Here is a 22,805-nt window from a genome sequence, read left to right as displayed (position 1 = left end):
CCAAGCCCCAGAAAAGCAGTCGGCGCTGTGTTCACAGCGCCGCTTGTATTACTTGATCAGCCCGACCCGCGAGAAATTCGGCAGGTGGCTGAGCTTGGGTTCCGGCCAGCTCATCCAGACCGCGAAGGCCTTGCCGACGATATTCTGGTCGGGAACCATGCCCAGCAGCTCCTTGGGAATGCTCGGGTCATCCCAGTAGCGACTGTCATTGGAGTTGTCACGGTTGTCGCCCATCATGAAATAGTGCCCGGCCGGCACTTTCCACTCGCCGTCAGGCATGGCGCGGTAGCGGCTCATTTCCTTGCGGATTTCGTGCTCTACCGCACCGAGTTTTTCCTGGTACAGCTCGGCGCTGCCCAGGCTGTTCGGTTCGGAACCGAGCAGTTTCTCGGACACCGACTCGCCATTGATCAACAGACGCTTGTCGCTGGTATAGCGAATCACGTCGCCCGGCAGGCCCACCACACGCTTGATGTAGTTGACGTTCGGGTCGCTCGGATAGCGAAACACCATCACATCGCCGCGCTGCGGATCACCGACTTCAATGACCTTCTTGTCGATCACCGGCAGGCGAATCCCGTAGGAAAACTTGTTCACCAGGATGAAGTCGCCCACGTCCAGGGTAGGTTTCATCGACCCCGAAGGGATCTGAAACGGCTCCACCAGGAACGAACGCAGCACCAGCACGATGAACAACACCGGGAAGAACGACTTGCCGTATTCAACCAGCAAAGGCTCTTTGTTCAGTTTCTCGATCACCACGCCATCGGGCTGGCTGACGCTGCCCTGATAGGACGCGATAGCCGCCCGCCGACGCGGGGCGAAGAACACCAGATCGAGCAACGCCAGGAGACCGCAAACGGCAACGGCGATGACCAGCAACAGCGGGAAATTTAGCGACATAGGACCTAACTATCCAACCTGAGCACCGCAAGGAAGGCTTCTTGTGGAATTTCCACGTTGCCCACTTGCTTCATGCGTTTTTTACCGGCCTTTTGCTTCTCAAGCAGCTTGCGCTTACGGCTTACGTCGCCGCCGTAGCATTTGGCCAGTACGTTCTTTCTGAGAGCCTTGACAGAGGTCCGTGCAATGATCTGCCCGCCAATGGCGGCCTGGATCGCGACGTCGAACATCTGGCGCGGAATCAGTTCTTTCATCTTCTCGGTCAGTTGGCGACCTTTGTAGTGCGCGTTGTCCTTGTGCACGATGAGTGCCAGGGCATCGACCTTGTCGCCGTTGATCAACACATCCAGTTTCACCAGATTCGCCGATTGGTACCGGTCGAAATGGTAATCCAGGGAAGCATAGCCGCGACTGGTGGATTTGAGACGGTCGAAGAAGTCCAGGACCACTTCGTTCATCGGCAAATCGTAGGTCACTTGCACCTGGGTACCGAGGAACAACATGTCGTGCTGCACGCCACGCTTTTCGATACACAGGGTAATGACGTTGCCCAGGTGTTCCTGCGGCACCAGGATATTGGCGCGCACGATCGGCTCGCGCATGTCTTCGATGGAAGACAGGTCTGGGAGCTTGGACGGGTTGTCGACGTAAATCGTTTCACCGGTTTTCAACAACAGTTCAAAAATAACCGTTGGCGCGGTGGTGATCAGGTCCAGGTCGTATTCGCGCTCAAGGCGCTCCTGGATGATTTCCATGTGCAGCATGCCGAGGAAGCCGCAACGGAAGCCGAAGCCCAGGGCGTCGGAGCTTTCCGGGGTGTACTGCAACGACGAGTCGTTGAGGGTCAGCTTCTGCAGGGCTTCGCGGAAGTCTTCGAAGTCATCGGAGCTGACCGGGAACAGGCCGGCGTAAACCTGCGGCTGGATGCGTTTGAAGCCCGGCAGCACGTCAACGTCAGGGGTGGAGCTCAAGGTCAGGGTGTCACCGACCGGTGCACCGTGAATGTCCTTGATACCGGCGATGATGAAGCCTACTTCACCGGCTTTCAGATCAGTGGTGGCGGTGTGTTTCGGGTTGAATACACCGACGCTGTCCACCAGGTGGATCTTGCCGGTGGACTTGACCAGGATCTTGTCGCCCTTCTTCACACGGCCGTGGCGCACACGTACCAGGGAGACAACCCCCAGGTAGTTGTCGAACCAGGAGTCGATGATCAACGCTTGCAGCGGATCTTCGTAGTTGCCGGTGGGGGCGGGGATGGTCTTGACCAGGCGTTCGAGCACTTCGTCGACGCCCAGGCCGGTCTTGGCGCTGCACTCGACGGCGTCGGTGGCGTCAATGCCGATGATTTTTTCGATTTCTTCTTTTACCCGGTCCGGATCGGCCTGCGGCAGGTCGATCTTGTTCAGCACCGGCATGACTTCCAGGCCTTGCTCGATGGCGGTGTAGCAGTTGGCCACGGACTGGGCTTCAACGCCCTGGCCCGCGTCCACCACCAGCAGCGCACCTTCGCAGGCCGCCAGGGAGCGGCTGACTTCGTAGGTAAAGTCAACGTGGCCCGGGGTGTCGATGAAGTTCAGTTGGTACTTGATACCGTCTTTGGCGGTGTAGTACAGGGTAACGCTGTGGGCCTTGATGGTGATCCCGCGCTCGCGTTCGAGGTCCATGGAGTCCAGTACCTGGGCTTCCATTTCACGCTCGGCAAGGCCGCCGCACATCTGGATGAATCGATCGGCCAGCGTCGACTTACCATGGTCAATGTGGGCGATGATGGAGAAATTGCGGATATGACTCAAATCACTCACGGATCAACACTCAAAAAGGCTGCAGGCAGATTGCCCGCTGAAAAATAGCCGGGAATTGTACCTGAAGCTTCAGCCAGACGTCATCTTTGCTGACCAGAACAAAAATGCCCCACTCATTCGAGCGGGGCATTTTTTGTGCATAAGCGCGGTATCAACCGGCTCGGCGCAGCAGCCAGAACCCGGCCAGGGCGCAGATGGCGGTCGGCACCAGCACCGCAAACAGCGGCGAGAAACCGAACACCAGGCTCGACGGACCGAGCAGATCCTGGGCAATCCGGAAGGTAAAGCCCACCAGCACACCGGTAAATACACGCTGCCCCAGGGTCACGGAGCGCAATGGGCCGAAGATGAACGAGATCGCCATCAACACCAGCGCGGCAGTCACCACCGGCTGCAACACCTTGACCCAAAACGCCAGCCAGTAGCGGCCGTTGTTCAGCCCTTGCTCCTTCAGGTAGTGGATGTAACTCCACAACCCGGAGATCGGCAGGCTTTCGGGAATCATCACCACGGTATTGAGCAATTGCGGTTTAAGTGCAATGTCCCACTCTTCACTTGGCACATTGATCACTTCGGTGCTGGCCTTGGTGCCTTGGCCGACATTGCGAAAGTGCGTAGTGGTGATATCCGTCAGTTGCCATTTTTCGCCGCTGTACTGTGCACGTTTGGCGAAGCTGGACGACAGCATGTGGCGTTCTTTATCGAAGGTGTAGCGCGTCACACCGATCAACAGGCCGCCCGGCTGCACGGCGTTGATGTGGATGAACTCATCACCCTGGCGGTGCCACAGGCCATGCTTGGCGCTTTGTGCATCGCCCGAACCCTGGGCCAGGGCGCGATTGGCCTGGGCAGTGGTTTCGGCCGGCGGTGCGACGTATTCACCGATCAGTACGCTGCACAGCATCAGCAGCAGCATGGGCTTCATCACCGCCCAGACGATACGACCGATGGACACCCCGGCGGCACGCATGATCGTCAGTTCGCTGTTGCTGGCCAGGCTGCCCAGGCCGATCAGGCAGCCGATCAGCGCGGCCATCGGCATCATGTCGTAGAGACGACGCGGCGCGGTAAGTGCCACGTAGCTCAGCACATCCCACACGGTGTAGGTGTCGCTGACGTTGCCCACTTCATCGATGAAGGCGAACAACGAGGCCAGCCCGAGGATGATGCCCAGTACCGCCAGGATGGCGATCAGGACGCTGCTACCTATATAGCGATCGAGCTTAGCCACGAGCCAACTCCTTCTGGCCACGACGGCTCAACATTTTCAAACGGATAGGCTCCCAGTACAGCAGGCCCAGGCCGATCACCAGGAAGATCCCATGCACCCACCACAACCCCAGGGTCGGCGACAGCTTGCCTTTCTCCAGGGAGCCGCGGGCGGAAATCAGGATGGTGAGGTAAGCCATGTACAGCAGGATCGCCGGCAACAGCTTGAGGAAGCGGCCCTGGCGCGGGTTGACGCGAGACAGCGGCACGGCCATCAGGGTCACGATAAACACCAGCAAAGGCAGGGAAATACGCCATTGCAGCTCGGCGATGGAGCGCAGCTCCTGGCTACCGAGCAGCTCCGTCGTAGGAATGGCGTCGCGGTCGGTCACCTCGTCGCTGACATCCGGACGGGCGAGCAACACGCCGTAGGTGTCGTACTTGATAGCCCGGTAATCGGCCTGGCCAGGGCTGCCGTCGTAGCGATAGCCGTTTTCCAGGATCAGGTAGCGGCTGCCGTCCGGCCGTATGTCCTGGCGACCTGACTCGGCGACCAGCACCGAGATACCCCGGTCTTTCTTGTCCTGACCCAGGCGTTTCTCGGAGATGAATACCCCGCCCAGGTTGGCGCGGTCTTCGGTCATGGTTTCGGTGTAGGTGACCCGCGTGCCGTCATTGAGTGCCTGGAAGCGGCCCGGTTCGAGGGTGTCGAACTCGGTCATCGCGTCCTGCTTGTTCAGCACCAGCTGGAACTGCATGGCGCCCTGGGGGGCCAGGCTCAGGCTCAGCCAGGCGACGATCAACGCGACGCCCGCGGCCGGAATCATGGTCATGCCGAGCAGGCGCTGCTGGCTCATGCCGGTGGCCGAGAGCACGGTCATTTCGCTTTCGAGGTACAGGCGGCCGTAGGCCAGCAGGATCCCGAGGAACAGGCCCAGTGGCAGGATCAGTTGCAGGAACCCTGGCAGGCGAAAGCCCATGATCAGGAACAACGAACCTGGATCCAGGGCGCCGGAAGCAGCCTGGGCCAGGTATTTGACGAAACGACCACTCATGATGATGACCAGCAGGACCGCACTCACGGCACTCAGGGTCAACAGGACTTCGCGGGACAGATAACGGAAGACAATCAAACCAGACACTCCAGGGTTGTCAGGCTAAGGCGGCCAAACAAGCAGCATACCGAGTCAGCCCCTTACACAGGGCCGGCTAAAAAGATGGCGCATTATCCTGTGATTGACCGCGCCTGTCACTGCGCAACCTCACGCACACCTACAAAGCGTGCGCCAAGGGTTGTCAGGCTCCGTCGGCGAGGTTCAAACTGCGGCCTTTGTCGCTGGCGGTTTACGTAACTGCCACGCTTTAAAGCCTGGAGACAGAACCCAGGCTCTCAGACCTTTATAAGGGACCCGAAAATGGAATTGGTTGTAAAAAGCGTTAGCCCCGAAACGTTGAAAACCGCCACCCTCGTGGTCGCCATTGGCGAAGGCCGCAAGCTCGGCGTGGCCGCCAAGCAACTCGACGAACTCAGCGGCGGCGCCATCAGCGCAGTGCTCAAGCGCGGCGACCTGGCTGGCAAAGTCGGCCAGAGCCTGCTGCTGCAGAGCCTGCCTAACCTCAAGGCCGACCGCGTATTGCTGGTCGGCGTGGGCAAGGATGCCGAATTGGGCGACCGCCCTTTCCGCAAGATCATCAGCAGCATCCTCGGCACCCTCAAGGGTCTGGGGGGTGGCGACGCCACACTGGCCCTCGACGAAATCGTGGTCAAAGGCCGCGACAGCTACGGCAAGACCCGCCTGCTGGCCGAAACCCTGGTGGACGGCGGCTATATCTTCGACCAGTTCAAGAGTCAGAAAGCCGAACCCCGCGCCCTGAAGAAAATCACCCTGCTGACCATCAAGGCCGCGCAGGCTGAAGTCCAGCGCGCCGTGACCCACGCCACCGCAATTGCCAACGGTATGTCGTTTACCCGCGACCTGGGCAACCTGCCGCCGAATATCTGCCACCCAACCTTCCTGGGCGAGCAGGCCAAGGCATTGGGCAAAGAGTTCAAGGGCCTGAAAGTCGAAGTGCTGGACGAGAAAAAGATCAAGGAACTGGGCATGGGCTCGTTCTATGCCGTGGGCCAGGGCAGCGACCAGCCACCCCGCCTGATCGTGATGCAGTACAACGGCGGCAAGAAGTCCGAGAAGCCTTACGCCCTGGTCGGCAAAGGCATCACGTTCGACACCGGCGGCATCAGCCTCAAGCCGGGCGCCGGCATGGATGAGATGAAGTACGACATGGGCGGCGCCGCGAGCGTGTTCGGCACCCTGCGTGCCGTGTTGGAACTCAAGCTGCCGATCAACCTGGTGTGCATCCTGGCCTGCGCCGAGAACATGCCGAGCGGCGGCGCTGCACGCCCAGGTGACATCGTCACCACCATGAGCGGCCAGACCGTCGAGATCCTCAACACCGACGCCGAAGGCCGCCTGGTGCTGTGTGACGCCCTGACCTACGCCGAGCGCTTCAAGCCGCAAGCAGTGATCGACATCGCCACCCTGACCGGTGCGTGCATTGTTGCACTGGGCTCCCACACATCGGGCCTGCTGGGCAACAGCGACGAATTGATCGAGCAACTGCTCAGCGCCGGCAAGGCTGCCGACGACCGCGCCTGGCAACTGCCGCTGTTCGATGAGTACCAGGAACAGCTGGACAGCCCGTTCGCCGACATCGCCAACATCGGCGGCCCGAAAGCCGGCACGATCACGGCGGCCTGCTTCCTGTCGCGCTTTGCCAAGAACTTCAACTGGGCGCACCTGGACATCGCCGGCACCGCGTGGACCAGCGGCGGCAAGGACAAGGGCGCCACTGGCCGTCCGGTACCACTGCTGACCCAATACCTGCTGGATCGCGCCAAGGCCTGAAACTGAAGATGCCGGGGCGGCCATCACACCGCCCCGGCCTCAGGAACCGCAATGACCCAAGTCGACTTCTATATATTGCCCAGCGCCGACCCGCTCGCGCGCTTGGACTTTGCCTGCAAACTCACCGAAAAAGCCTGGCGCATGGGCCACCGCATCTACCTGCATTGCAGCGATAGCGCCCAACGCGACGAACTCGACGCCCGCCTGTGGCGCTTCAAGGGTGAAAGCTTCGTACCCCATGGCCCTGCCGAATCCGAACCCGAAGGCCTGGTAGTACTGGGTTTGGGCGACAGCTGCGGCGATCACCATGACCTGCTGGTCAACCTGGACCTTAAAGTACCGCCCTTCGCCAAGACGTTCGCCCGTGTGGCGGAAGTGGTGGTGGAAGATCCGGCTATTCGTCAGGCCGCGCGGGAGAGTTTCCGTTTCTACCGCGAACAGGGCTATCCTTTGCAAGATCACCGGCTACAACGACTTTGAGCACACGATGGACACTTCCAACCCTGTAAAAAAAGATGACCACCTGCTGGATGACCTTGAGTCGATCCGTCAGTTGCTGGGTGATGATGGCTTGCAACCGCCGCTGCTGACCGAATCGGTCGACGGCGAGGTACAGATTCCGTTGCTATTTGACATGGTGGGCGGCAAACCCACCCCGGCCCCGGTCGAACCGCCCGTCGTAGCCGCTGCACCCGTTGCGGCCGCCGCCGAGAAAACGCCTGACGCCCTGCTGCTGCACCTGGACAACGAACTGCGCGCCGCCGCGCAATTGATCATGCAAGACGTGATCGACGACTTTGCCCCGCACATCGAAACCGAGATCAAGCGCCGGATGGATGCGCGCATGGAGCGGTTGCTCAGCCAATACCAGTCCTAAGCCACACATAGATCCAATGTGGGAGTGGGCAAGCCCCCTCCCACATTTGCCCCCATACACCTCAAGCCCGTCTTCGCCTCGCCCTGCGCCCTATCCCCCGTTATACTTGCCGGCTTTCCTGAATAAATGCCAACTAGGGTCCCGCCGCGCATGGATAAGACCTACCAGCCGCACGCTATTGAAACTTCCTGGTACAACACCTGGGAGTCCGAGAACTATTTCGCTCCGCAAGGTGCGGGCGAGTCCTACACCATCATGATTCCGCCACCGAACGTCACTGGCAGCCTGCACATGGGCCATGGCTTCAACAATGCGATCATGGATGCGTTGATCCGTTTCCGCCGCATGCAGGGCCGCAATACCCTGTGGCAACCAGGCACCGACCACGCGGGTATCGCCACCCAGATGCTGGTCGAGCGTCAACTCGAAGCCACCGGCCAGAGCCGCCACGACCTGGGTCGTGAGAAATTCCTGGAAAAAATCTGGGAATGGAAAGACCAGTCCGGTGGCAATATCAGCCGTCAGATCCGTCGCCTGGGTTCGTCCGTCGACTGGAGCCGCGAGCGCTTCACCATGGACGACGGCCTGTCCGAGTCCGTGAAAGAAGCCTTTGTGCGCCTGCATGAAGACGGCCTGATCTACCGCGGCAAGCGCCTGGTCAACTGGGACACCAAGTTGCACACGGCGATTTCCGACCTCGAAGTGGAAAACCACGACGAAAAAGGCTTCCTGTGGAACCTCAAGTACCCGCTGGCCGACGGCGCCAAGACCGCTGAAGGCAACGACTACCTGATCGTCGCCACCACCCGTCCGGAAACCATGCTTGGCGACGCCGCTGTCGCGGTTAACCCGAACGACGAACGCTACCAGGCACTGATCGGCAAGTTCGTTGACCTGCCATTGGTTGGCCGTCGCATCCCGATCATCGCGGACGACTACTGCGACCCTGAATTCGGCACTGGCTGCGTGAAAATCACCCCGGCCCACGATTTCAACGACTACGAAGTCGGCAAGCGCCACAACCTGCCGCTGCTGAACATCTTCGACAAGAATGCCGCCGTACTGCCGGCCTGCCAGGTGTTCAACCTGGATGGCACGCTGAACGACAGCATCGACGGCAAGATCCCGGCTGAATACGCCGGCCTCGACCGTTTTGAAGCACGCAAGCAGATCGTGGCCGCGTTCGACGCGGCCGGCCTGCTGGTGAGCGTTGACGACCACGGCCTGAAAGTGCCGAAAGGCGACCGTTCCGGCACCGTGATCGAGCCGTGGCTGACCGACCAGTGGTACGTGTCCACCAAGCCGCTGGCTGAACCTGCCATCGCCGCCGTGGAAGATGGTCGTATCCAGTTCGTGCCCAAACAGTACGAAAACATGTACTTCTCGTGGATGCGTGACATCCAGGATTGGTGCATCAGCCGTCAACTGTGGTGGGGCCACCGCATTCCGGCCTGGTACGACGAGTCGGGCAAGGTCTATGTAGGCCGCGACGAAGCCGAAGTGCGTGCCAAGCACAACCTCGGCCCGGACGTAGCGCTGCAACAGGACAACGATGTTCTGGACACCTGGTTCAGCTCGGGCCTGTGGACGTTCTCCACCCTGGGCTGGCCGCAGCAGACCGAATTCCTCAAGAAATTCCACTCCACCGACGTCTTGGTCACCGGTTTCGACATCATTTTCTTCTGGGTTGCCCGGATGATCATGCTGACCATGCATTTGGTGAAGAACGAGGACGGCACGCCGCAGGTTCCGTTCAAGACCGTCTACGTGCATGGCCTGGTACGTGATGGCCAGGGCCAGAAGATGTCCAAGTCCAAGGGCAACGTCCTGGACCCACTGGACATCATCGACGGCATCGACCTGGAAACCCTGGTGCAAAAGCGCACCTCGGGCCTGATGCAGCCGAAACTGGCGAAGAAGATCGAGAAGCAGACCCGCGACGAGTTCGCCGACGGTATCGCCAGCTACGGCACCGACGCCCTGCGTTTCACCTTCTGCTCGCTGGCGTCCACCGGTCGTGACATCAAGTTCGACATGGGCCGCGTCGAAGGCTATCGCAACTTCTGCAACAAGATCTGGAACGCCGCGCGCTACGTGCTGGATAAAGGCGAAGACTGCGGCCAGAACGGCGAAGCCTACGAGCTGAGCCTGGCTGACCGCTGGATCATCTCGCAGTTGCAACGCACCGAAGCCGAAGTAACCCGCCAGCTCGACCAGTTCCGTTTTGACCTGGCGGCCCAGGCCTTGTACGAGTTCATCTGGAACCAGTATTGCGACTGGTACCTGGAACTGTCCAAGCCCGTGCTGTGGGACGAAAACGCGCCGGTCGAACGCCAGCGCGGCACCCGTCGCACCCTGGTGCGTGTGCTGGAAGTGGCCCTGCGCCTGGCGCATCCGTTCATGCCGTTCATCACCGAAGAAATCTGGCAGCGCCTCGCGCCGCTGGCCGGTATCGAAGGCAAGACCATCATGCTGCAGCCTTGGCCGGTGGCCAACGAAGCACGCATCGATGAAGCCGCCGAAAGCGATATCGAATGGCTCAAGACACTGATGCTTGGCACGCGCAACATCCGCGCCGAGATGAACATCGGGCCGGGCAAGCCATTGGCCGTGTTCGTGAAGAACGCCAGTGCCGAAGATCAGCGTCGCCTCAGCGAGAACGACGCGCTGCTCAAGAAGCTGGCGAAGCTGGAGTCGATCACCGTATTGGCTGACGGCGCCGAAGCACCACTGTCCGCCACCGCACTGGTCGGCGAGATGGAAGTGCTGGTGCCAATGGCCGGCCTGATCGACAAGGGCGCCGAACTGGCCCGCCTCGACAAGGAAATTGCGCGCCTGCAAGGCGAAGTGCAGCGAGTGGGCGGCAAGCTGTCCAACGCGGCGTTCGTCGACAAGGCGCCGGCTGAAGTGATCGACAAAGAACGCGCCAAACTGGCTGAAGCGGAACAGGCTTTGGGCAAGCTGGCGGAGCAACATGCGCGGATTTCCAGCCTGTAAGGCTTGAGCCGTGTGAAAAAAGAGACCTTCGGGTCTCTTTTTTTGCCCGAAATTCCCCGGTGCCAGGCTGGCAATACACCCCATGTGGGAGGGGCTTGCCCCCGATAGCAGTGTGTCAGCAACCTACAAATTGGCGGGTACACCGCCATCGGGGGCAAGCCCCCTCCCACATTTGACCGAGTTATCCTCGGGAATGTGTGACAATGGCCGCCACTTTGAGCCAACACCAGAATCATCATGACCACCCCCAGCACGCCCAAGCCTCCACGCAAAAAGCCTAAAACCGCCGCCACGGCCAAACCCGTCGCGCCGCGCAAGGAGGCCACCCTGCACCCGCGCAACCGCCACACAGGCCGTTACGACTTCCCGGCGCTGATCAAGACCACGCCGGAACTGGCGAAATTCGTGATCCTCAACCCTTACGGCAAGGAAAGCATCGACTTCGCCAGCCCGGATGCGGTGCGGGTGTTCAACCGGGCGCTGCTCAAGTCGTTCTATGGCATCCAGCATTGGGATATCCCGCAGGACTACCTGTGCCCGCCAGTGCCGGGGCGTGCCGACTACGTGCACTTCCTCGCCGACCTGCTGGCCAGCGTCAACGACGGCAAGATTCCCCGTGGTTCCATCGTCAAGGTGCTGGACATCGGCATGGGCGCCAACTGCGTCTATCCGCTGATTGGCTACATGGAATACCGCTGGAACTTCCTCGGCTCCGAGGTTGACCCTATCGCCGTCGCGGCGGCCAAGGCCATCGTGCAGTCGAACGACCTGAGCAAGGTCATCCAGTTGCGCCAGCAAGCAAATCCCAAGCACATCCTGCTGGGCCTGCTGGAGCCGGGCGAGCGTTTTGACCTGACCATGTGCAACCCGCCGTTCCATGCGTCCATGGACGAAGCCACCAAAGGCAGCGAACGCAAGTGGCGCGCCCTGGGCAAGGCGGATCCCAAGCGCAAATTGCCGGTGCTGAACTTCGGTGGCCAGTCGGCCGAGTTGTGGTGTGAAGGTGGTGAAGCGCGTTTTGTGACGCAGTTGATCGCCGAAAGCGCGAATTTTGCTCATAAAGTGCTGTGGTTCAGCACCTTGGTGTCAAAAGCGTCGAACTTGCCCGCGATTGAAACAGCCCTGAAAAAAGCCGGCGTGCTGGAAAGCCAGGTAGTGGAAATGTCCCAGGGCCAGAAGCAAAGCCGCTTCGTGGCCTGGACCTTCCAGACCAAGAACGAGCAGCAGATCTGGCGACAGCGCTGGGTCCGCGACTAAATCGCAGGCAACAAAAAACCGCGCCCGGATCACTCCGGAGCGCGGTTTTTTTTGCTGCGTCTTACTTGTTAACAGCGTCGGTCAGGCCTTTGGCCACAACCAGCTTGATAACTTTCTTGGCAGCGATTTCGATGGCAGCGCCAGTCGAAGGGTTACGGCCAGTACGGGCTGGACGCTCAGTCACTTTCAGTTTGCCAACGCCTGGCAGAGTGATTTCGCCGCCGTTTTCCAGCTGATCAGCAACAACTTGGCTCAGTTGGTCCAGCAGAGCGCGCACGGTAGTTTTCGGTGCGTCTACAGATTCAGCCAGGTCAGCGATCAGTTGGTCTTTAGTAATAGCCATTGTGGTGTTCCTTCCCTATCAAATTCATATGGATTGCAGAGTGCAGTGTCAGCCGTCGAGCCCGACCGTCTAGGCCTGGCACCCCAGGCTTATAACCTCGGAGAACGGGGTTATAGATGCTTGAAACGGGGATTGGTTCGACCTGACAGATGCTGAATGCACGCTTAACGCCGAGACTTGGCGTAAGACGGGGCAAAACTAGCACAGAGACGGGGAAATATCCGCCTCTACCTACCCATTTGGTCAGCTTTATCGCTCTAAACCGTGAAAAAAAGGCATATGCAATGTCAGACGGCGGTCAAAACCGCCTTCGAGGCGTGTCTTGACCAATGGGTGCGGTACACTGGGCGACTTTTCGGGGAGGCCAACCGCTCCCCTTCAACCAGCCGAGAAGCCCATGCCGATCCGTCATTGCATCGTCCACCTGATCGACAAAAAACCCGACGGCACGCCCGCAGTTCTCCACGCCCGCAACTCGGAGCTGTCCGAATCCGCTGCCATCGAGAACATGCTTGCCGACCTCAACGAGAGCTACAACGCCAAACAGGGCAAGGCCTGGGGTTTCTTCCATGCCGAGTCCGGCGCGCACCCGTTCAGCGGCTGGTTGAAGGAATATTTCGAGGGTGGCCAGGATTTCACCACCTTCAGCCGCACCGCCGTCGAGCACCTGCAAAAGCTGATGGAAGAGTCCAACCTCTCCACCGGCGGCCACGTGCTGTTCGCCCACTACCAGCAAGGCATGACCGATTACCTCGCCATCGCCCTGCTGCACCACAGCGAAGGCGTGGCGGTGACCGACGAACTGGACGTGACCCCGTCGCGTCACCTGGACCTGGGCCAACTGCACCTGGCGGCGCGCATCAACGTCTCCGAGTGGCAGAACAACAAGCAGTCCAAGCAGTACATCTCGTTTATCAAAGGCAAGAACGGCAAAAAGGTCTCGGAGTACTTCCGCGATTTTATTGGCTGCCAGGAAGGCGTCGACGGCCCGGGCGAAACCCGCACGCTGCTCAAGGCCTTCAGTGACTTCGTCGAAAGCGAAGACCTGCCGGACGAGTCCGCCCGCGAAAAAACCAAGACCCTGGTGGACTACGCCAGCAGCCAGGCCAAGCTCGGCGAGCCCATGGGCCTGGAAGAATTGTCGGGCCTGATCGATGAAGATCGGCCAAAAGCGTTCTACGACCATATCCGCAACAAGGACTACGGCCTGTCGCCGGAAATCCCGGCCGATAAGCGCACCCTCAACCAGTTCCGCCGTTTCACCGGGCGCGCCGAGGGTTTGTCCATCAGCTTTGAAGCGCACCTGCTGGGCGACAAGATCGAATACGACGAGGCCGCCGGCACCTTGATCATCAAGGGTCTACCCACCCAACTGACCGACCAGCTCAAGCGCCGTAACTGATGCTCGGCGGGGTCCTTAAAAAAGTCCTGCTGGTGTTGCTGGTGGTTGTAGTGATCCAGAACTGGGGCAAGATCGAGCGTCTCTTCAACCCTTCGCAGGTGGTTTCAGAGCAGGTCCGCACCTCGGCGCGGGTGGTGCTCTATGCCACCGAGTGGTGTGGTTACTGCAAGCAGATCCGCCGCTTTCTGGATCAGAAAGGCATTCCGTACCAGGCGTTCGACATCGAGAAGGACGCCCAGGCGCGCAAGGCGTATGAGGCGTTGGGTGGCGGTGGGATTCCGTTTGTGCAGGTGAATGGGACGTTGATCCGGGATTTCAATCCCGACGCGATAATGGCCGCGCTGAAATAATCAGCGCACCACGATCACCCGCCCCAACAGGCTGTGCTGCTCAAACCCCAGCACCGCCTGCAACGCATTCAGTACTGCCTGCGGGTCTTTGCTCGGGAAGCTGCCGCTGACGCGTTTGGCGCCCAGCTCTTCGTTGAGCAACAGGATGCGGCCGGGGTAGTAACGCCCCAGATCCTTCACTACATCGGCCAGCGGCGTCTTGTAGTAATTGAGCCAGCCGTCGCGCCAGGCCAGGCGGGATTCGCTGTCCACACCATGCATCGGCTCGGCAATGCCATCGGCGTAGGCCACTTGCTGGCCGGCCGTCAAAATCTGCTGCGGACCCTGTTTCGACGGGGTCACACCGACGCGCCCCGACAACACCGTCACTTGCGCCCCCGCCGGTTGCAGGCGCACTTCGAATTGCGTGCCAAGCACCCGCGCTTCACCGCTGCCCGCCTCCACCACAAAGGATTCGCCGGTGTGGGTCACGCTGAAAAAACCGGCACCACGCCGCAACTGGATATGCCGCTCGCCCTGGCTGAAATCCACGGCAATCGCGCTGTCGGCGTCGAGGGTGACTTTGGATTGATCGACCAGGGTGATGGTCTTCACCTCCCCCGGCGCGGTCACGTAATCAGCGCCAATGTCGTCGATCCAACGAGACGGCTGCCAACCGGCGCCCATGGACACCATCAACAGCAGGCAAGCAGCCATGGCCAGGGCGCCGGACCAGCGCACTACACGCGAACGTTTGGAGGTGTTCATCGCGTTGAGATAGCCCTGCAACGCCAGGGCGTCTTCGTCGGCGAGTTTGCGTGCGGGCACTTCGCTCAACTCCCACAGCACCTGGGCCTGGGCGTAGGCCTCGACGTGTGCCGGGTCGGCGCGCAACCAGTGGCTGAACGTCGCCTGGTCGCCGCTGCTCGGCTGATCGTGCAACAGGCTCAGCCAGGCCAGCGCGGCGTGTTGCTGGTCGGGCGTGGGGGTGACGTTCACGGTGCTTTCCCTGGCGTGCGTGGAGGCAATGGGTCGCGAAGGCTGGCCTTGCAGGCTTCGAGGGCACGCATCATATGTTTTTCCACGGCACTTTGGGACAACCCCATGGCCTTGGCGATTTCCGCGTATTTGCGGCCATGGATGCGGTTGAGCAGGAAAATCTGCCGCGTGCGTTCGGGCAGGCTGCGCAAGGCCGCTTCGACATGGCGCAGATCGTTGCCCGCCTCCAGTGCGGCCTGGGGTTCGCAGCCCTGGTTATCCTGCTGCTCGGGCAACCAGCCTTCGCTGCTGCGCACCCGTGCGCCTTCGCTGCGCAGATGGTCGATGGCGATATTGCCGGCGCAGCGCAGCAGGTAGGTGCTGAGCTCTTCGACCTGCACCAGGGGCCGGCGCCAGAAGCGCAGGAACAGGTCCTGCACCAGGTCAGCCGCCGTGGCGCGGCAGCCGACGCGGCGGCTCACCAAGGCTTCCATCTGCGAACGCTGGGACAGAAACACCTGCAGAAAATGCGCACGCCCACCCGTCGCATCAGTGTGCGGGCTGTCCTGGGATTCGGGTGGGGTACTGATCATCATGGCAAGGGCTCAGAGGGTGGCGAAGGCCGCAACGGGGCTGGCCAGCAGGCCGACGCCCGCCAGAATCAAGGCCAGCCTTGGCCGATACGGCAACAACAGCACCAGCAACAGGGCGCTGAGCATCAATACGGCGCACCACTGCACCAATCCCTCACCCCAACCAGCCACACTCACGGCGGGCCAGAGCGCGACGGCAAGCAGCGACCATCCGGCCACACGCAAACCCAGGCGTCGACGGGGCGAGGGCTTGCTGTGCAGTAGTTCGCCGTGATGCCGGTCGGTGGCCAAGCACAGTGCGGTAAACCCGGCGTAGCACATCAGCAGCGCGAGGAGCATTCAGTTGGCCTCTTGCTTGAGGTTGAGCGCACGCGCCCGTTCAGCCTTGGGTTGCGCCGCCGTGCGGTGCTGCATCTTCCAGGCGGCCCAGGCGAGGAACACGCCGCTGCCCAGGCAAGTCAGGTCGAAGCCGGCCATCGCCCAGTCGCCACTGGGCAGGGACACGCCCAAATGGTGATCGGTGGTGATTGCATTGAGCAGTGGCACGGCGACAAACATCAGCGCACCGACGCTTAATTGCTCGATCCACCCCTGGCGGCCGCGACGCACAATAGCGTGCATCAGGCTCAGGCCCCAGGCGATGAAGAACGCCTGCACTTCCCAATCGGAGCGATCGGCGAAGCTCACCGGCAGCAGACGGTTGGCCCAGAAGAACGCCGCAATGGCGATCAGCAGCCCGGACATGCTGGCGATATTGAGCACTTCCACCAGTCGCAGCTCAAAGGGCATCACACCGCTCCTGGCATGTTTGAGTTGGCGCTTGCCGAGCCAGATCACCAGCCCGGTGCCGATCATCGCCGTGCCCGCCAGGCCGCAGATAAAGTACAACCAACGCAGCACCGGCCCGGCAAAATGGCCCATGTGCAGGCCGTAGAAACTGCCGCCGACAATCGCGACCAACGATTGCCCGTCGCTGGCGCGCAACAGTTCGCCGGTGTGTCCGTTGAAGGACACGATGCTGTCGAATTCATGCACCACGCTGTCGGAACCTGCGCGGAACACATTGACCGACGCGTTGACATCACTGGGGTTGTTCACCCCGATGCGCCCCACGTGGCCGCCGTCCCAGTGCGCCCGCGCTTGCTCGTACATCGGCAGCAACGGCGCCAGTTCGCCCGGCTGGCCCGACGCCGGCGCATTGTTGGTCGCGGGGAATATTTCGTTGAAGAACGCACGGGTGTCGTTGCCATAGGAGGCCATGATCGGCGCCGGCATCACCATGCTCATAAAGATCACCAGGCTGCTGTAGGTGATCATCAGGTGAAACGGCAGCACCAGCACACCCACCGCGTTATGCCCGTCGAGCCAGGAGCGCTGGCCTTTGCGGGGGCGGAAGGTGAAGAAGTCCTTGAAGATTTTCTTGTGGGTGATGATGCCCGTGATCAGCGCCACGAACATCACCATCGCAGCGATGGTGGACAGCCAGCGGCCCCAGGGATGAGGCATTTGCAGCTGGAAGTGGAAACGGTAGAAGAAATCCCCGCCCATGCTTTCGCGGGCCTCTACGGCTTGGCCGCTGACGGGATCAAGGGTTTTGCGCATGAAATTGCCGCGCCGGCCAGGGTCGACCTTGTCTTGCCACATGACCGACAGGCCAGGGTCGCGACTGTCCGGCAGGGCGATAAACCAGCGCGCCGCTGTCGGTGCCACTTGCTGCAGGTAGTGTTGCGCGACGCTCAGGCTGCGCGCATTGTCCAGCGGATGGGCCTGCACCTCGGGTTGCATCCAGTGGGTGATCTCATCCTTGAAGTACGACAGGGTGCCCGTGAGGAAAATGGCAAACAGCAGCCAGCCGAAGATCAAGCCCGCCCAGGTGTGCAACCAGGCCATGGCCTGGCGGAATCCCTCTTTCATGTGCGCGCCATCCACAAGCCTAAGCCCGCCAGCGCGGCAAATGCCGCGCTCGGCAACATCACGCCAAACCAGGCGCGCCACGCCGTACGGCAGGCGAAGCACCAGAGCACCGCCAGCAGATAGAACACAAATGAACTCATCATCCCGGTGATCACGGCATCGGCGCGGGACGTCGGCATCCACAATGCCAGGCAGATGGCGGCGAGCGAGGCCATGAGGTAGCCGCCGACCACGGCGGCCAGCACGCGGGACGTGACAGCCAGGCGGTACAGCGCGGTAAGTGAAGTTTTGCTTTTCATGCGGGAGGCGCCAGGTTCATCAGCGCGCAATATTAATGATAAATATTCTCATAAGCAAAACAGAACGGATGAATCACCTGCCCTGACGGATTGCCGAACGGTGTTACGAGCCATACAATGCGAACAATTCTTGTTCTCTAAAGCATGCCGATGCTTGTGGAGTGTTTGCGTTGAGCCCGTCCAACACCGTCGAAGTTCTGTACAACGACCATCACCACTGGCTCACCGGCTGGTTGCGACGCAAGCTCGGCTGCCCGGAAAGTGCTGCCGACCTGGCGCAAGATACGTTCATCCGTGTACTCACGGCACGGGAAACGCCCACGCTGGTCGAGCCGCGCGCGTTTCTCACCACTATCGCCAAGCGCGTGCTGTTCAACTTCTACCGCCGTCAGGACCTGGAGCGCGCCTACCTCGACGCCCTGGCGCAGATGCCAGAACACGTGGCGCCGTCGGAAGAAGAACGCGCAATCATCCTGCAAACCCTGGTCGAACTGGACCAATTGCTCGACGGCCTGCCCACCCAAGTCAAACGCGCCTTCCTGCTGGCCCAACTCGATGGCCTGACCTACGCGCAGATTGGCGCTGAACTGGGCATCTCCATCGCTACCGTCAAACGCCACCTGAATAAAGCGGCCCTGCGCTGCTACTTTGCCCTATGAATTTCTCCACTCAAGTTGCCGAACAGGCCGTGCACTGGCTGATGGAAATGCAGCAAGGCGCCCTCAATCCTCGCCAGCAAGCCGCCTGGCAGCGCTGGCTGAATGCCCACAGTGAGCACCAGCGCGCCTGGGACCATATCCAGCGCGTCAACCAGCGCCTGCGCGGCATGCCCTCGCCCCTGGCCCATGCCGCATTGAACGCGCCGACCTCCACCAGCCGGCGCCAGGCGCTCAAGCTGCTGCTGATCCTCGGCGCGGGCTCGGCCGCCGCCTGGAGCCTGCGCCAGCAACATATTCTGCCGCCCCTGACCGCCGACTACCGCAGCCCCGTGGGCCAGCGACGCAAGGTGCAATTGGCCGACGGCAGCCAGTTGCAGCTCAACACCGGCAGCGCGGTGGATGTGCATTTCGATGGCCAGCAGCGACTGATCCGCCTGCTCGAAGGCGAGATCATGCTGAGCGGCAGCGCCGGCAACGCCCCTTTGCGCGTCCTTACCGGCCAGGGCCTGCTCAGCAGCCAGGCGGCGCAACTGAACGTGCGCCAGTTCAACGACCACACCCAGTTGGCGGTGCTCGACGGCCAGGTCGAGGTGATGCCCAACACCTACAGCGGCCTGCCGTTGACGGTGGGGGCCGCGCATCAAGTCAACTTCACCCGCAAAGGCTGGGATACCCCACGCCCGACCGACGCCAACAGCGGCGCCTGGGCCGACGGCATGTTGGTGGCCGCCCATATGCGCCTGGAGGACTTCCTCGACGAACTGGGCCGCTATCGTCGCGGCCAGGTCAATTGCGACCCGCAGGTGGCCAACCTGCTGATCTCCGGCAGCTACCCGCTGGACGAAAGCGAACGCATTCTTGACCTGCTGGAAGTCAGCCTGCCGGTCAAAGTGCGGCGCTTTACCCGCTACTGGGTGACGGTCCAGGCGCGCGCCTGAAATTATTTTGCAAACCTGTGAGCCGTTTTCCACCCCTCGCGTGACAGAGAAGGAAAGCCACCTTGATCCTTCCTTCTCAGGACCGCTCTTCATGCCCCAGCAGCCGACCCTAATCGCCCGCACCCTGCGCCACTTGTTACTGGGCGCCAGCCTCAGTTTCGCGGTATTGCCTTCTGTGATGGCGGCCGACGCGAAGCCTTATCACATTGCCCCGACGTCGCTGGAAGCGGCCCTGAACCAGTTTGGTCGCGAAGCCGGCGTGTTGATTTCCTTCGGCTCCGAAGTCACTGCAGGCATGCAGAGTCGTGGGCTGTCTGGCAATTACAGCACCGCCGAAGGCCTGCAAAAACTGCTGGAAGGCACCGGCCTGCAAGCCCGCCCTGAAGGTGACAACGCTTTCAGCCTGCAACCGGAAAAAGCTCCGGCTACGGTAGAGCTGGCGACGTCCAGCGTGGTCGGCGACTGGCTCGGCGACGCGGCACAGACCAATGTGTTCGAACACCCCGGCGCCCGTGATGTGATCCGCCGCGAAGCATTCGAACGCCAGGGCGCCACCCAGGCCAAGGACGTGCTCAACCGCATCCCCGGCGTCAACGCCCCGGACAACAACGGCACCGGCAGCCACGACATGGCGCTGAACTTCGGCATTCGTGGCCTCAACCCGCGCCTGGCGTCGCGCTCGACCGTGCTGATGGACGGCATCCCGGTGCCCTTCGCGCCGTATGGCCAGCCGCAACTGTCCTTCGCGCCGATCAGCATGGGCAACATGGACGCGGTGGACGTGGTGCGCGGCGGCGGCGCGGTGCGTTACGGCCCGCAGAACGTCGGCGGCGTGGTCAACTTCGTAACCCGCGCGATCCCGGATGCGCCCACGGTCAAAGGCGGCTTGCAGACGGAAACCAGCCCGTCCTCCAGCCACGACGGCTTCAAGACCACCGGCAACCTGCTGGCCGGCGGCACCGCCGAGAATGGCCTGGGCGGCGCGATCCTGTACTCCGGCACACGGGGCGGCGACTGGCGCGAAAACAGCAACACGCGCATCGACGACCTGATCCTCAAGGGCAAATACCAGCTCGACGACGCCAACAGCTTCAACGCCATGGCGCAGTACTACGAAGGCCAGGCCGACATGCCCGGCGGCTTGAACGTGGCGGACTACAAAGCCGACCCGTACCAGTCCACCCGCCCCTACGACAAGTTCTGGGGCCGCCGTACGATGTTCAACGTCGGTTACCGCTACGAGCAGGATCGCCGCGAATTCACCGCGAATACTTTCTTCACCAAGACCCTGCGCAGCGGCTACCTGGACCAGGGCACGTTCCTTTCGCTGTCGCCACGCGAATATTGGGTACGCGGCCTGGAAACCCGCTTCGCCCAGGGTTTTGACCTGGGCCCGACCAGCCATGAAGTCGGCGTCGGCTACCGCTATATCAACGAAGCCGGGCATGAACTGCGCTACCGCACGCCGATTTCGGCCAACAACCAGCAAATCCCCAGCACCGACAGCCGCAACGACCGTGACACCCGTGGCGGCACCGAGGCCAATGCTTTTTTCGTCGATGACCGGATTGATATCGGCAAATGGACGATCACCCCGGGCATTCGCTACGAGATGATCGAGTCCCAGCAGAGCAACAACCTGACCAACGTCCAATACAAGGGTGACTACAACACCGCGCTGCCGGCGTTGAACGTGCTCTATCACCTCACCGACAGCTGGAACCTATACGCCAATACCGAAGGTTCGTTCGGCAGTGTGCAATACAGCCAGATGCCCAACCGCGTCACCAGCGGTGAAGTCAAACCGGAAAAAGCCCGCACCTGGGAACTCGGCACCCGCTACGACGACGGCACCTTGCGCGCAGAGATCGGCGCGTTCCTGATCAACTTCGACAACCAGTATGAAAGTAACCAGACCAACGACTCGGTAATCGCCCGTGGTGAAACCCGCCACCAGGGCATCGAGACCAGCGTCAACTATGCCCTCGACGGCTTGAGCCCGGCGCTGGCCGGCTTCGATGTGTACGCCACCTACGCCTACGTCGACGCCACCATCCGCGAAGACGGCCCGAACAAAGGCAACCGCGTGCCCTTCTCGTCCAAGCACAAAGGCACCCTCGGCGTGGGCTACACCGAAGGCCGCTGGAAGCTCAACCTGGACAGCAGCTACCAGAGCAGCCAGTTCGCCGACAACGCCAACACCCAGGCCGAAAGCGCCAACGGCGCCAACGGCCGCATCCCCGGCTACATGCTGTTCAGCAGCCGCGCGGGCTACGACTTCGGCCCGCAACTGTCGGATCTGAATGTGGCGGTGGGCGTGAAAAACATCTTCAACACCCAGTACTTCACCCGCTCGTTCGACGACAACAACAAGGGCAAATACGTGGGTGAGCCGCGTACGGTGTATGTGCAGACGTCTATCGCGTTCTGATCAGCTGCCCGCCAGGCACGACGGTGTGCCGGCCACCAAGGCGTCGATGGCACAGCGCGTCTTGGCCGGCATATGGGTTGCCGTGGGCCAGATAACATGGATCGGTGAAGGCTGCTCGCGGTAGGCGGGCAATACGGCTTCCAGTTGTCCGCGCAGCACATAGTGCGCAACCAGCCAACTCGGCAACCAGGCCAGGCCCACGCCCGCGATAGCGGCGTCGGCCACGGCCTGGAGGTCGTCCATCAGCAGCGGGGAGACCACGCGGGAACGGTGTGGGGTATTGCTGCGGTAGGCGATGCCTCGGTGGCCGGCGAGGTCGTCGATGGATGCAATCGGCCCCACACGCTGCAAATACGCCGGTGCAGCCGCCAGGCACACGGACTGTTCACCCAGGCGTCGCGCGCTCAGGCGATCGGTGTCGGGCAGCGGGCCGATTCGCACGGCCACGTCGAAGCCTTCCTGGGCCAGATCCACCAGCCGGTCGGCGAAGCAGATCTCGATCTCCAGTTCTGGATAACGCGCCATCAAGCCCCACAGGGCGGGCGCCGCGTAGTGATGCCCGAACGCCAGCGGCAAGCTCACCCTCAAGCGTCCGCGTGGTTGTTGGCGGCCACTTTCCAACACCGATTCGGCCGCCTCCAGTTCTGCCAGTGCGCGCAGGCAATGTTCGTAGTAGGCCTGACCGTCTTCGGTGAGCCGTTGGCGACGGGTCGAACGCTGCAACAGGCATGTGCCAAGCCGCGCTTCCAGCCGCGCCAACCCTTTGCCCACCGCCGAGCGCGTGAGATTGAGCCGTTCGGCGGCCTCGGTCAGGTTGCCGCTTTCGACGATCTGCAAAAAGAGTTCAACGCCATCAAATCGTGGTGTGGCCATGCTGTAATTGTCGCCCTTGAGTCCCTTATCCAAAGAAAACTTATCACGAATAAAGAAATGGATTCCCCTGAGAATAATTCCGTCGTTTATCC

At 61.3% G+C, this 22,805-nt stretch carries 21 protein-coding genes; 10 read left to right on the top strand and 11 right to left on the bottom strand.

Annotated elements, in window-relative coordinates:
• Window positions 1-48: 48 nt before the first annotated feature.
• From lepB to lptF, 4 genes are all read right to left on the bottom strand, one after another.
• Window positions 49-903, bottom strand: coding sequence for a signal peptidase I (gene lepB / locus DNK50_RS08920; protein ID WP_099585005.1), 855 nt, complete (start codon window positions 901-903; stop codon window positions 49-51).
• 5 nt (window positions 904-908) lie between these two features.
• A complete protein-coding gene (gene lepA, locus DNK50_RS08915) occupies window positions 909-2,708 on the bottom strand; it encodes a translation elongation factor 4 (RefSeq protein ID WP_032859966.1) in 1,800 nt (599 codons plus the stop codon).
• 151 nt (window positions 2,709-2,859) lie between these two features.
• Window positions 2,860-3,939: an LPS export ABC transporter permease LptG gene (gene lptG, locus DNK50_RS08910; RefSeq protein WP_099585004.1), complete on the bottom strand. Its 1,080-nt coding sequence runs from the start codon at window positions 3,937-3,939 to the stop codon at window positions 2,860-2,862.
• Window positions 3,932-5,050 carry an LPS export ABC transporter permease LptF gene (gene lptF / locus DNK50_RS08905; protein WP_099585003.1) on the bottom strand — a complete coding sequence of 373 codons (1,119 nt, stop codon included), beginning with the start codon at window positions 5,048-5,050 and terminating at the stop codon, window positions 3,932-3,934. Before lptF ends, lptG begins: the two co-directional genes overlap by 8 nt.
• Window positions 5,051-5,332: 282 nt before the next feature.
• Between lptF and DNK50_RS08900 the strand changes: the two genes are divergently transcribed.
• The 5 genes from DNK50_RS08900 to rlmF all read left to right on the top strand — a co-directional run bounded on the left by DNK50_RS08900 (window position 5,333) and on the right by rlmF (window position 11,954).
• A complete protein-coding gene (locus tag DNK50_RS08900; RefSeq protein WP_112193625.1) occupies window positions 5,333-6,823 on the top strand; it encodes a leucyl aminopeptidase in 1,491 nt (496 codons plus the stop codon).
• A 51-nt stretch (window positions 6,824-6,874) separates the two neighbouring features.
• Complete coding sequence (locus DNK50_RS08895) at window positions 6,875-7,303, top strand: DNA polymerase III subunit chi (protein ID WP_112193623.1); 429 nt, start codon at window positions 6,875-6,877, stop codon at window positions 7,301-7,303.
• Window positions 7,304-7,310: 7 nt separating this feature from the next.
• Window positions 7,311-7,700 (top strand): DNA polymerase III subunit chi, encoded by a 390-nt coding sequence (locus tag DNK50_RS08890; RefSeq protein ID WP_099585000.1) that lies wholly within the window; start codon window positions 7,311-7,313, stop codon window positions 7,698-7,700.
• A 150-nt stretch (window positions 7,701-7,850) separates the two neighbouring features.
• On the top strand, window positions 7,851-10,697 hold the full coding sequence (locus DNK50_RS08885) for a valine--tRNA ligase (protein ID WP_112193621.1): 2,847 nt from the start codon (window positions 7,851-7,853) through the stop codon (window positions 10,695-10,697).
• 237 nt (window positions 10,698-10,934) lie between these two features.
• Entirely contained in the window at window positions 10,935-11,954 is a 1,020-nt protein-coding gene (rlmF, locus tag DNK50_RS08880) for a 23S rRNA (adenine(1618)-N(6))-methyltransferase RlmF (RefSeq protein WP_112193619.1), read from the top strand.
• Window positions 11,955-12,015: 61 nt separating this feature from the next.
• On the opposite strand, the gene DNK50_RS08875 is transcribed toward rlmF, so the two are convergent.
• A complete protein-coding gene (locus tag DNK50_RS08875; protein ID WP_099584997.1) occupies window positions 12,016-12,297 on the bottom strand; it encodes an HU family DNA-binding protein in 282 nt (93 codons plus the stop codon).
• Between the two features lie 397 nt (window positions 12,298-12,694).
• Between DNK50_RS08875 and yejK the strand changes: the two genes are divergently transcribed.
• Together yejK and DNK50_RS08865 are read left to right on the top strand one after the other, a co-directional pair.
• Window positions 12,695-13,699 carry a nucleoid-associated protein YejK gene (yejK, locus tag DNK50_RS08870; protein ID WP_112193617.1) on the top strand — a complete coding sequence of 335 codons (1,005 nt, stop codon included), beginning with the start codon at window positions 12,695-12,697 and terminating at the stop codon, window positions 13,697-13,699.
• Window positions 13,699-14,049: a glutaredoxin family protein gene (locus DNK50_RS08865; RefSeq protein ID WP_099584996.1), complete on the top strand. Its 351-nt coding sequence runs from the start codon at window positions 13,699-13,701 to the stop codon at window positions 14,047-14,049. Before yejK ends, DNK50_RS08865 begins: the two co-directional genes overlap by 1 nt.
• Here DNK50_RS08865 and DNK50_RS08860 read toward each other — a convergent pair whose 3' ends face one another.
• The 5 genes from DNK50_RS08860 to DNK50_RS08840 are packed head-to-tail and all read right to left on the bottom strand — an operon-like array spanning window position 14,050 to window position 17,812.
• Window positions 14,050-15,027 carry a FecR family protein gene (locus DNK50_RS08860; RefSeq protein ID WP_112193615.1) on the bottom strand — a complete coding sequence of 326 codons (978 nt, stop codon included), beginning with the start codon at window positions 15,025-15,027 and terminating at the stop codon, window positions 14,050-14,052.
• Window positions 15,024-15,602: an RNA polymerase sigma factor gene (locus DNK50_RS08855; protein ID WP_112193613.1), complete on the bottom strand. Its 579-nt coding sequence runs from the start codon at window positions 15,600-15,602 to the stop codon at window positions 15,024-15,026. Before DNK50_RS08855 ends, DNK50_RS08860 begins: the two co-directional genes overlap by 4 nt.
• 9 nt (window positions 15,603-15,611) lie before the next feature.
• Window positions 15,612-15,938 (bottom strand): DUF3325 domain-containing protein, encoded by a 327-nt coding sequence (locus DNK50_RS08850; protein ID WP_099584993.1) that lies wholly within the window; start codon window positions 15,936-15,938, stop codon window positions 15,612-15,614.
• The gene (locus tag DNK50_RS08845) at window positions 15,939-17,513 is read right to left on the bottom strand and encodes a PepSY domain-containing protein (RefSeq protein ID WP_112193611.1); all 1,575 of its coding nucleotides are present in this window, start codon (window positions 17,511-17,513) and stop codon (window positions 15,939-15,941) included.
• Window positions 17,510-17,812 carry a DUF3649 domain-containing protein gene (locus DNK50_RS08840; RefSeq protein ID WP_099584991.1) on the bottom strand — a complete coding sequence of 101 codons (303 nt, stop codon included), beginning with the start codon at window positions 17,810-17,812 and terminating at the stop codon, window positions 17,510-17,512. Before DNK50_RS08840 ends, DNK50_RS08845 begins: the two co-directional genes overlap by 4 nt.
• Before the next feature lie 170 nt (window positions 17,813-17,982).
• On the opposite strand from DNK50_RS08840, the gene DNK50_RS08835 reads away from it, so the two are divergent.
• The 3 genes from DNK50_RS08835 (at window position 17,983) to fecA (ending at window position 21,840) form a co-directional block, all read left to right on the top strand.
• Window positions 17,983-18,471, top strand: coding sequence for a sigma-70 family RNA polymerase sigma factor (locus tag DNK50_RS08835; protein ID WP_112193609.1), 489 nt, complete (start codon window positions 17,983-17,985; stop codon window positions 18,469-18,471).
• The gene (locus DNK50_RS08830) at window positions 18,468-19,409 is read left to right on the top strand and encodes a FecR domain-containing protein (protein WP_112193607.1); all 942 of its coding nucleotides are present in this window, start codon (window positions 18,468-18,470) and stop codon (window positions 19,407-19,409) included. Before DNK50_RS08835 ends, DNK50_RS08830 begins: the two co-directional genes overlap by 4 nt.
• 91 nt (window positions 19,410-19,500) lie before the next feature.
• Window positions 19,501-21,840 carry a TonB-dependent Fe(3+) dicitrate receptor FecA gene (gene fecA, locus DNK50_RS08825; protein ID WP_112193605.1) on the top strand — a complete coding sequence of 780 codons (2,340 nt, stop codon included), beginning with the start codon at window positions 19,501-19,503 and terminating at the stop codon, window positions 21,838-21,840.
• On the opposite strand, the gene DNK50_RS08820 is transcribed toward fecA, so the two are convergent.
• Window positions 21,841-22,713 (bottom strand): LysR family transcriptional regulator, encoded by an 873-nt coding sequence (locus DNK50_RS08820; RefSeq protein ID WP_099584987.1) that lies wholly within the window; start codon window positions 22,711-22,713, stop codon window positions 21,841-21,843.
• Window positions 22,714-22,805: the final 92 nt, after the last annotated feature.

This window comes from Pseudomonas sp. LG1E9, assembly GCF_003290225.1.
GTDB classification, from domain to species: domain Bacteria; phylum Pseudomonadota; class Gammaproteobacteria; order Pseudomonadales; family Pseudomonadaceae; genus Aquipseudomonas; species Aquipseudomonas cyclaminis.
Note: the sequence above shows the minus strand (reverse complement) of the source record. Positions and strands in the feature narration are given on the sequence as shown.

Bases quoted from the DNA above. Each gene is read 5' to 3' on its own strand.
- DNK50_RS08850 (WP_099584993.1), bottom strand. From the start codon at position 15,938: ATGCTCCTCGCGCTGCTGATGTGCTACGCCGGGTTTACCGCACTGTGC.
- DNK50_RS08875 (WP_099584997.1), bottom strand. From the start codon at position 12,297: ATGGCTATTACTAAAGACCAACTGATCGCTGACCTGGCTGAATCTGTA.
- DNK50_RS08895 (WP_112193623.1), top strand. From the start codon at position 6,875: ATGACCCAAGTCGACTTCTATATATTGCCCAGCGCCGACCCGCTCGCG.
- rlmF (WP_112193619.1), top strand. From the start codon at position 10,935: ATGACCACCCCCAGCACGCCCAAGCCTCCACGCAAAAAGCCTAAAACC.
- DNK50_RS08885 (WP_112193621.1), top strand. From the start codon at position 7,851: ATGGATAAGACCTACCAGCCGCACGCTATTGAAACTTCCTGGTACAAC.
- fecA (WP_112193605.1), top strand. From the start codon at position 19,501: ATGCCCCAGCAGCCGACCCTAATCGCCCGCACCCTGCGCCACTTGTTA.
- DNK50_RS08890 (WP_099585000.1), top strand. From the start codon at position 7,311: ATGGACACTTCCAACCCTGTAAAAAAAGATGACCACCTGCTGGATGAC.
- DNK50_RS08830 (WP_112193607.1), top strand. From the start codon at position 18,468: ATGAATTTCTCCACTCAAGTTGCCGAACAGGCCGTGCACTGGCTGATG.
- DNK50_RS08845 (WP_112193611.1), bottom strand. From the start codon at position 17,513: ATGAAAGAGGGATTCCGCCAGGCCATGGCCTGGTTGCACACCTGGGCG.
- yejK (WP_112193617.1), top strand. From the start codon at position 12,695: ATGCCGATCCGTCATTGCATCGTCCACCTGATCGACAAAAAACCCGAC.
- DNK50_RS08855 (WP_112193613.1), bottom strand. From the start codon at position 15,602: ATGATGATCAGTACCCCACCCGAATCCCAGGACAGCCCGCACACTGAT.
- DNK50_RS08900 (WP_112193625.1), top strand. From the start codon at position 5,333: ATGGAATTGGTTGTAAAAAGCGTTAGCCCCGAAACGTTGAAAACCGCC.
- DNK50_RS08865 (WP_099584996.1), top strand. From the start codon at position 13,699: ATGCTCGGCGGGGTCCTTAAAAAAGTCCTGCTGGTGTTGCTGGTGGTT.
- DNK50_RS08840 (WP_099584991.1), bottom strand. From the start codon at position 17,812: ATGAAAAGCAAAACTTCACTTACCGCGCTGTACCGCCTGGCTGTCACG.
- DNK50_RS08820 (WP_099584987.1), bottom strand. From the start codon at position 22,713: ATGGCCACACCACGATTTGATGGCGTTGAACTCTTTTTGCAGATCGTC.
- lepB (WP_099585005.1), bottom strand. From the start codon at position 903: ATGTCGCTAAATTTCCCGCTGTTGCTGGTCATCGCCGTTGCCGTTTGC.